Genomic DNA, 7,301 nt, shown 5'->3' with positions numbered 1-7,301 from the left:
CCAGCGCGGCGTGGCCCAGGACGCCCAGGATACAGGCGGTGACCAGGGCGGTCGCCGCCTGGCCCCGCATCAGCAGGTAGGCGCCGGTCAGCCCGGCGGCCGCCAGCAGGGCGCCCGTGACCATGGCCGCGGCGAGGTCGGAGGTGTCCCCGTACTCGGCCATCAGATAGCCCACCCCGACCGCCAGGAGCAGGCCCACCAGCGCCGACAGGCCGGCCCCGGTCCAGCGCACGCGGTCGCCCAGGGTCTCGCGCAAGGCGGCTGCGGCCAACCAGGCCAGGGCGCCAAAGGTGGGCAGGGTGTAGTGCACCAGCTTGGTGGGCGTCAGCTCGAAGACCAGGAAGGCCGGGATCAGCCAGGCCAGCGCGAATCGCACGCCCGGCTCGGCGCGGTTGCGCCATCCGAACACCAGGGCCGCCGGGAGCAGCAGGGCGGCCGGGAAGAACAGCAGCGGGGTCGCCAGGGTGTGATAGCCGGGAGGCGCGCCGTGGCTCTCCTGGCCGCCCGCCAGCTTGGGCGCCAGATCGCCCACCACCGCGGCGCTCCAGAATCCGCCGTCGGTGGCCACCGTGACCGCCCAGGCCCAGGGCCCAATGATCGCGGCGAACAGGATGAGGCCCCAGCTCCAGCCCAGGCGTTTCAGCCACGGGGCCTTGCGGTCCCAAATCCAGAGGGTCGTGGCGGTGAGGACCACCACCATCAGGCCCACCGGCCCCTTCACCAGCACGGCCACGGAGAGGCCCAGCCAGAACAACAGCCGCGTCAGCCGTCCGGCCGGCGCGCCGTTGAGACTGCCGGCATAGATTCGCGCCAGGGCCGCCAAGGCCAGGGTGGTTGTCCCCGCCAGCACCGCATCGGTCTTGGCGATGAAGGCCTCGGACGACAACAGCAGGGTCGAGGCGAACAGGCCACCCGCAAGCAGGCCTGTGGGGCCGCCAAAGAACACCGCCGCGCCCCAGGCGCAGGCCGCGGCGGCCAGCATCGCCCCGAGCAGCGAGGGAATCCGGTAGGCCCAGATGTCCCGCGCCTCCGATTGCGACAGCAGGGCCACAGAGCCGGCCTGCATCCAGTAGATGCCGACCGGCTTCTTGAACCGGGGCTCGTCCTGGAACCGGATCACGACGAAGTCGCCGGTCTCCAGCATCTGGGCCGTCGCCTGGGCGAAGCGTGATTCGTCACGATCCAGCGGCGGCACGGCGAAGACGCCGGGCAGGCCCGCCAGCAAGGCGATCAGGGCGGCCAGGGCCGGCCCACGCCAACCCCGGCTCCAACGTTCGATGAAGCCGTCCAGAGTCATGAGCGCTTGAATAGCACGATCCTTCCAGGCGCCGACTTTTCCGGTAAGGAGAGGGCATGGCCATATCCGCAGCCTCAGCGCCCGACATCTCCGTGGTGGTTCCCGTCTTCGACGAGGAGGGCGCCGCGCCCGGCCTGGCGCGGGAGATCGCCGCCGCCTTCGCCGGCCGCAATTTCGAGATGGTCTTTGTCGACGACCGCTCGCGGGACGCCACGGTGGCCGCCCTCACCGCCCTAAAGTCCGAGCTGCCCCAACTCCGCGTCCTGAGCCATCGGTCCAATTCCGGTCAGAGCCGCGCCATCCGCACCGGCATACTGGCGGCGCGCGGGTCCATAATCGTCACTCTTGACGGCGATGGGCAGAATGATCCCGCCGACGGCCCCAAGCTGGTGGACGCCCTGCTCGCCGGTCCTGCCGATCTCGCGCTTGTGGGCGGCGAGCGCGTCAAGCGCCAGGATAGCCAGGGCAAGAAGATCGCCTCGAAGTTCGGCAATGGCGTGCGCAAGCGCATGCTGAAGGACACCGCCAACGACACCGGCTGCGGACTGAAAGCATTCCGCCGCGAAGCCTTTCTGCGACTGCCCTATTTCGATCATATCCACCGCTACATTCCGGCCCTGATGATCCGCGAGGGCTATCAGGTGGATTTCCGGCCGGTGAACCACCGCCACCGCCAGACCGGCGCGTCGAAATACACCAACTTCGGCCGGTTGATGGCCTCGGTCTCCGACCTGTTGGGGGTGATGTGGCTGCAGACTCGGTCGCGCAATCCGGGCGGGGCCGACGAGGTCTAGCCGCCTCGGCTAGGCGAAGCGTCTTTGCGGTGGCCGCCAAGTCGGCTAACCCTGGTGTATCGCCGGGGGGCCGGCCAAGGGGGTTTCCGCGATGTTCGCCGCGTTTCCGCTGCTGCTTCTGCCGGTGCTGGTCTACAATCTGATCGCGCTCACCTTGACTGGGGGCTTCTCAGCCTTCGACGCTTCAACGCGGATGAGCGAGGAGCTCTTCATCATCCAGATGACCTCGCGGGCCGCCTGGCCTGTGAGTCTCGGCGACCTTCTGCTGGCCGCGGCCCTGGTGGTGCTGTTCATCGAGCTGTTGAAGTCGACCACTAGCCGACGGATCGCCATCGTCAATCACTCGCTGTCGATGATCCTGTTCATCGTCTGCCTGGTGGAATTCCTGCTGGCGCCCGCTTTTGCGACCTCCACCTTCTTCCTGTTGACGATCATGGTGCTGCTGGACGTGCTCGCCGGCTTCATCGTCACCATCGTCTCGGCCCGCCGGGACGTGGACTTCAACCCCGACGCCATCTGATCAGACCTAGGTGAGGGCCGTGAAGATCAGGGCCACCACGGCGACGTCGAACATGCGGATAATTGCGAACATGGGGCGCCCCGTTGGGATGGTTACCCAATCGTTCAAGCAAGACCGGCGCCAGAGCCGGGGCGGCTGATGGCTCTCTTCTTCGACGCGGCCTGGTTCGACGCGAGGCTGGCCGAACGCGGCCTCTCAAGGCGCGTGATGGCCGCCGCTGCAGGAATGAGCGAGGCCGATCTCACCCTGGTGTTCAAGGATCAGCGGGAGCTGTCGGCCGCCGAGGTGGCGGCCTTCGCCGAACTGCTGGGCGTCACTGCGGCTGAGATCGCCCGGCAGGCGGGGGTGTCGACGCCCGTCCCCGGTGGCGGGCCCGACGCGCGGATCACGGCGCTGGAACGGCGAGTGGCGGCGGTGGAGGCGGAGTTGGCGCGGCTCAGGCGCTAGATCTCGGTCTTGCCGATGGAGCCCTTGCGGGTGCGGCGGTCAGCCTTGCCGGACCATTCGGTGGCGCCATAGACACTTCTTGCCGCGCCAAGCGTCTCGGGTCCGCCGCGCAGTCCGCGCCTCTGGCCGTCCTGGCCCATGAGCTGGGCGCTGAAGACGCTGGCGCCCTCGGCCGAACGGTCGGGAATCGGGCGCACCGGCTCGCCGGCGACGATCGCCGGGACGCTGCGGTCCTCGCTGTCTTGGATATCCTCGGAGTCTTCCGTCCGCGCCCGTTGGGCTCGGCGGGCCTGGGCGGCTCTGCGAATGGGGTCGATCGGCGAGGTCATGACGATCTGATCCTGACCCCGCCTTCGTTAAAAAACTGGAGCGTCAGGTCTTCGAGATCAGTTTCTCGATCTGGGCCTGCATCTCCTCCATCCGCCGCTTCATCTCGTCCAGGGCCGGGTCGGCCGCCGGAGCGGGGGCGGGCTCGGGCGGCCGCGAGGCCGCCGTGGGCTCGTCGGTGCGCGTGTAGGCGAAGGGCGAGAACATCTTCATGGCCCGGTCGAACAGGGCCAGGTTCTGGCGGATCTGGTCGTCATAGACCCCGATCCCGGCGCCTTGGCCCAGGGTCGAGAACTGGGTGCGCATCCGCTCCTGCTGCTCGGCGAAGGACGAGAGTGACAGTTCCAGATAGGACGGCAGGAAAGCCTGCATAGAGTTACCGTAGAAGCCGATCAGCTGACGCAGGAACTGGATGGGCAGCAAATTCTGCCCCTCGCGCCCTTCCTCTTCCACGATGATCTGGGTCAGCACCGAGCGGGTGATGTCCTCGTTGGACTTGGCGTCATAGACCACGAAGTGGACGCCCTGCTTGACCATGTCGGCCAGGTGTTCGAGCGTCACATAGGAACTCGAGGCGGTGTTGTAGAGCCGCCGGTTGGCGTACTTCTTGATGACCACCCGGTCTTCGTTGGACTTGCCGCTGTTACCCTGAGCGTCCGCCATCCCAAATCCTTCTTTGAACCCGCCTCCCGCGGCGCGCCCCTATCTTGCGGCGCAGTATCGCGGATGCGAGCGCGTTCGCAAAGCGCGCTGCGGTGGAAGACGAACGATTTCACCCCCTTGCTCATTGGGGAGGGGTTCTCGATAGATAGAGGTTCAAGCGCTTGAAGGAGCCCGCCATGTCCGACGTCGTCATCGTCTCGGCCGCCCGCACCCCGGTCGGATCGTTTAATGGGGCGCTCGCCGCCCTTCCGGCGCATGAACTGGGCAGGATCGCTATCCAGGCCGCCATCGAGCGCGCGGGCATCACCGCCGCCGACGTGGAGGAGGTGATCATGGGCCAGGTGCTGCAGGCCGGCGCCGGCCAGGGCCCGGCCCGCCAGGCCTCCATCAACGCCGGCATCCCGCAGGAGAGCCCCGCCTGGAGCCTCAACCAGCTCTGCGGCTCGGGCCTGCGCGCGGTGGCGCTGGGCGCCCAACAGATCGCCGACGGCTCAGCCGGCATCGTCATCGCCGGCGGCCAGGAGAGCATGAGCCAGTCGCCGCACGCCTCGCAACTGCGCACCGGCACGAAGATGGGCGACACCACCTTCGTCGACACCATGGTCAAGGACGGGCTGCTGGACGCCTTCCACGGCTACCACATGGGTCAGACCGCCGAGAACATCGCCTCGCGGTGGCAGATCACCCGGGGCGAGCAGGACGCCTTCGCCGTCGCCAGCCAGAACAAGGCCGAGGCCGCCCAGAAGGCCGGCAGGTTCGCCGGTGAGATCGCGCCGGTCACCATCAAGGGCCGCAAGGGCGACACCATCGTCGACCAGGACGAATACATCCGCCACGGCGCCACCCTCGACAGCGTCTCGGGCCTGCGCCCGGCCTTCAACAAGGAAGGCTCGGTCACTGCGGCCAACGCCTCGGGCCTCAATGACGGCGCCGCGGCCCTGGTGTTGATGAGCGCCGAGGAAGCCAAGAAGCGCGGCCTGAAGCCGCTCGCCCGGATCGCCTCCTGGGCCTCGGCCGGCGTCGATCCCGAGATCATGGGCACCGGCCCGATCCCCGCCAGCCGCAAGGCCCTGGAAAAGGCCGGCTGGTCGGTGGGCGACCTTGACCTCATCGAGTCCAACGAGGCCTTCGCCGCCCAGTCGATCTGCGTGGTCCGCGACCTGGGTCTCGACCCGGCAAAGGTGAACGTCAACGGCGGCGCTATCGCCATCGGCCACCCCATCGGCGCCTCGGGCGCCCGCATCCTGACCACCCTGCTGCACGAGATGAAGCGGTCGGGGGCCAAGAAGGGCCTGGCGACGCTGTGCGTCGGCGGCGGGATGGGCGTGGCCATGTGCGTCGAGCAAGTCTAGCGGCTCACGATCACCCAACGCCGGAGCAACCGGCGCGGGCTTAAAGTTTAGGGAGAAACGGGAATGGCGAGAGTCGCATTTGTCACGGGCGGAACCCGGGGCATCGGCCGGGCGATCTGTGAGCGTCTGAAGGCCGACGGCATGAGTGTCGCGGCCGGCTACTCCGGCAACGAGGAGGCCGCCGCCGCCTGCGCCAGGGAGCTGGGCGTGATGGTGGTGAAGGGCAATGTCGGGAACTTCGAGGACTGCGAGCGGGCGGTGAACGTCGTGATGGCCGAGCTGGGGCCCATTGACGTGCTTGTCAACAACGCCGGCATCACCCGCGACGGGGTCTTCCACAAGATGAAGCCCGAGCAGTGGTCCGAGGTCATCCGGGTCAATATGGACAGCGTCTTCAACATGACCCGCCACGTGATCGAGGGCATGCGCGAGCGCGAGTGGGGCCGGATCATCAACATCTCGTCGATCAACGGCCAGAAGGGCCAGATGGGCCAGACTAACTACTCCGCCGCCAAGGCTGGCGTCATCGGTTTCACCAAGGCCCTGGCCCTGGAAAACGCCCGCAAGGGGGTGACGGTCAACGCCATCGCGCCCGGCTATATTGACACCGAGATGGTGCAGGCGGTGCCCGAGAACGTGCTGGCCTCGATCATCAGCCAGATCCCCGTGGGCCGGCTGGGCAAGGGCGAGGAGATCGCCGACATGGTGGCCTTCCTGGCCGGGGAGCACGCCGGCTACGTCACCGGCTCGACCCTGTCGCTCAATGGCGGCCAGTACATGGCGGGGTAGGGCGCCCGCGCCACACCCCGGGGATCAAGGCGTTTGAAGCTTGAGCCTAGGCCTATTGGCGTCCAAAAAGCGCCCCAGTCGTCGAGCATCACAACCCCCTGATGAGAAGCGAAACCCCGGCGCCTGCCTGCAAGCTTGCCTTCGTCACGGCCCTGGCCGTGGCGGGGCTGGCTGGTCCGGCCTGGGCCGGGCCCGCCGACAATCTGCGCGAGAGCCTGTTCGGGCAGCCCCCGGCGGCGGGGCGCAACCCGTCGCCGCCGGTCGCCCGCTATGTCAGCCAGGAAGGCGACGTCTTCGTCCTCGACCGCAGCCAGAACCGGCCGCTGCTGAAGTTCCAGGACAGCCCCGAGGTCTGGGCGCTGAGGCCCCAGCCCGCGCCGCGAGGCGACATCATCTACAAGAACGACCTGGGCGAGCCGGTGCTGCGCGCCACCCGCCTGGGGGGCCTGACCCTGTTCACCGAGGACCGACCCGGCGGCACGGCCGCGGCCCTGGCCGGGGGCGGCCCGGCCATCCGGCTGCCGGCGCTCGGACCCCAGCAGCTGCTGGAGCGCCTGGCCCAGGCCAGCGCCCGGGCGACCCGGGCGGCGCGGCGGCTGATCCCCTTCGAGGCCGACGCCTCGCCCGCCTCCTCGGCCCTGGTGGCCGACGCGGCCCTGGTGACCTCGGAGGCGGTGATCCGGATGTCCAAGCGGCCTGGCGGCCCGGCCCTGATCGCCCGCTTCAGCAAGGTCAAGCTGGTGGAGGGGCACAGGCCCAGCGCCACGGTGCAGCAGGGGGTCATGCGCATCACCATCACCCCCCATGACGGCCTGGCCGGGCGTCCCTCCTCCGACCGGATCATGGCGGCGGCCGGCAGCCGCTGACCTGGTGACGGCCGCGGAGGGAAGAGACCGCCTTTCCGCGGCCCCGACACGCCAACCGATCCTTATGCCATAAGGGCCCGGGCCGGCCGACATGGGCCAACAGGTGACCGTCGAGGTCCCGCCAAGTGCGGCTGCGCCTAGCCCTTGAAGGCGTCCTTGGCCGCGCGCACCGCGCCGAAGGCCTCGTGCGGCGCCATGCCGGGCATCAGCAGGGGCGCGCGGAGGAAGGGGTTGGTGGCCTTCTCC

9 protein-coding genes and 1 pseudogene are annotated in these 7,301 nt (G+C 68.7%); 6 read left to right on the top strand and 4 right to left on the bottom strand.

Annotated elements, in window-relative coordinates:
* Positions 1–1,297, bottom strand: a 1,297-nt coding sequence (locus RMO97_RS17415) for a phospholipid carrier-dependent glycosyltransferase (protein WP_310542283.1), incomplete at its 3' end; no start/stop codon positions are given.
* 56 nt (positions 1,298–1,353) lie between these two features.
* Between RMO97_RS17415 and RMO97_RS17410 the strand changes: the two genes are divergently transcribed.
* The 3 genes from RMO97_RS17410 (at position 1,354) to RMO97_RS17400 (ending at position 3,058) form a co-directional block, all read left to right on the top strand.
* The gene (locus RMO97_RS17410; RefSeq protein ID WP_310542282.1) at positions 1,354–2,091 is read left to right on the top strand and encodes a glycosyltransferase family 2 protein; all 738 of its coding nucleotides are present in this window, start codon (positions 1,354–1,356) and stop codon (positions 2,089–2,091) included.
* Positions 2,092–2,182: 91 nt separating this feature from the next.
* Positions 2,183–2,611 carry a hypothetical protein gene (locus RMO97_RS17405; protein WP_310542281.1) on the top strand — a complete coding sequence of 143 codons (429 nt, stop codon included), beginning with the start codon at positions 2,183–2,185 and terminating at the stop codon, positions 2,609–2,611.
* 138 nt (positions 2,612–2,749) lie between these two features.
* The gene (locus RMO97_RS17400) at positions 2,750–3,058 is read left to right on the top strand and encodes a helix-turn-helix transcriptional regulator (protein WP_310542280.1); all 309 of its coding nucleotides are present in this window, start codon (positions 2,750–2,752) and stop codon (positions 3,056–3,058) included.
* Here the strand turns inward: RMO97_RS17400 and RMO97_RS17395 are convergent.
* Both RMO97_RS17395 and phaR read right to left on the bottom strand, forming a co-directional pair.
* Positions 3,055–3,387 carry a hypothetical protein gene (locus RMO97_RS17395; RefSeq protein ID WP_310542279.1) on the bottom strand — a complete coding sequence of 111 codons (333 nt, stop codon included), beginning with the start codon at positions 3,385–3,387 and terminating at the stop codon, positions 3,055–3,057. The genes RMO97_RS17400 and RMO97_RS17395 overlap by 4 nt on opposite strands.
* A gap of 43 nt (positions 3,388–3,430) precedes the next feature.
* Positions 3,431–4,048: a polyhydroxyalkanoate synthesis repressor PhaR gene (phaR, locus tag RMO97_RS17390; protein WP_310542278.1), complete on the bottom strand. Its 618-nt coding sequence runs from the start codon at positions 4,046–4,048 to the stop codon at positions 3,431–3,433.
* A gap of 176 nt (positions 4,049–4,224) precedes the next feature.
* On the opposite strand from phaR, the gene RMO97_RS17385 reads away from it, so the two are divergent.
* From RMO97_RS17385 to RMO97_RS17375, 3 genes are all read left to right on the top strand, one after another.
* On the top strand, positions 4,225–5,400 hold the full coding sequence (locus RMO97_RS17385) for an acetyl-CoA C-acetyltransferase (RefSeq protein ID WP_310542277.1): 1,176 nt from the start codon (positions 4,225–4,227) through the stop codon (positions 5,398–5,400).
* Between the two features lie 63 nt (positions 5,401–5,463).
* Entirely contained in the window at positions 5,464–6,189 is a 726-nt protein-coding gene (gene phbB / locus RMO97_RS17380; protein WP_310542276.1) for an acetoacetyl-CoA reductase, read from the top strand.
* A gap of 101 nt (positions 6,190–6,290) precedes the next feature.
* Positions 6,291–7,055: a DUF4908 domain-containing protein gene (locus RMO97_RS17375; RefSeq protein WP_310542275.1), complete on the top strand. Its 765-nt coding sequence runs from the start codon at positions 6,291–6,293 to the stop codon at positions 7,053–7,055.
* Between the two features lie 137 nt (positions 7,056–7,192).
* On the opposite strand, the pseudogene RMO97_RS17370 reads toward RMO97_RS17375, so the two are convergent.
* Positions 7,193–7,301 (bottom strand): annotated as a pseudogene (locus RMO97_RS17370) (hydroxyacylglutathione hydrolase); the annotation flags it as partial.

The organism is Phenylobacterium sp. (assembly GCF_031425575.1).
Lineage (GTDB): Bacteria > Pseudomonadota > Alphaproteobacteria > Caulobacterales > Caulobacteraceae > Phenylobacterium.
This window is presented reverse-complemented; position numbering and strand designations above follow the sequence as displayed.